Source organism: Paenibacillus sp. S28 (assembly GCF_016624415.1).
GTDB lineage: Bacteria > Bacillota > Bacilli > Paenibacillales > Paenibacillaceae > Paenibacillus_AQ > Paenibacillus_AQ favisporus.
In genome coordinates this window covers 1-295 of record NZ_JACVTM010000061.1, presented here as the reverse complement: position 1 = coordinate 295, position 295 = coordinate 1, and the positions used below count along the sequence as shown (strand labels likewise).

1 pseudogene is annotated in these 295 nt (G+C 61.7%); it reads right to left on the bottom strand.

From position 1 onward, the window contains the following. Nucleotides 1–295 (bottom strand): annotated as a pseudogene (locus tag IAE55_RS33645) (hypothetical protein); the annotation flags it as partial.

Sequence of the window (295 nt, the reverse complement as noted above, 5' to 3'; positions counted from 1 at the left end):
CTGCACAATGCCGGACTGCAGATGGTGCGGCTGAATCGATTCCGGCTGGATGTGGCTGCCGTCAATCGTGTTCGGGGCAATCTTTTCCCCCGTGACGGCTTCATCTTCCAGCAGACCGGTGGTGACGGACTCCGGCGCCAGGTGATGCGCCTGGACGCTGCCCGGCTGGAGGTGTTCCGAGGATACGGATTCAGAGGCAAGATGATCCGGACCGACCGCTCCTTCTGCAAGATGTTCGCCCTGAATGAGGCCGGGCTGCAGGTGCCATTCCTGCACAATGCCGGACTGCAGATGG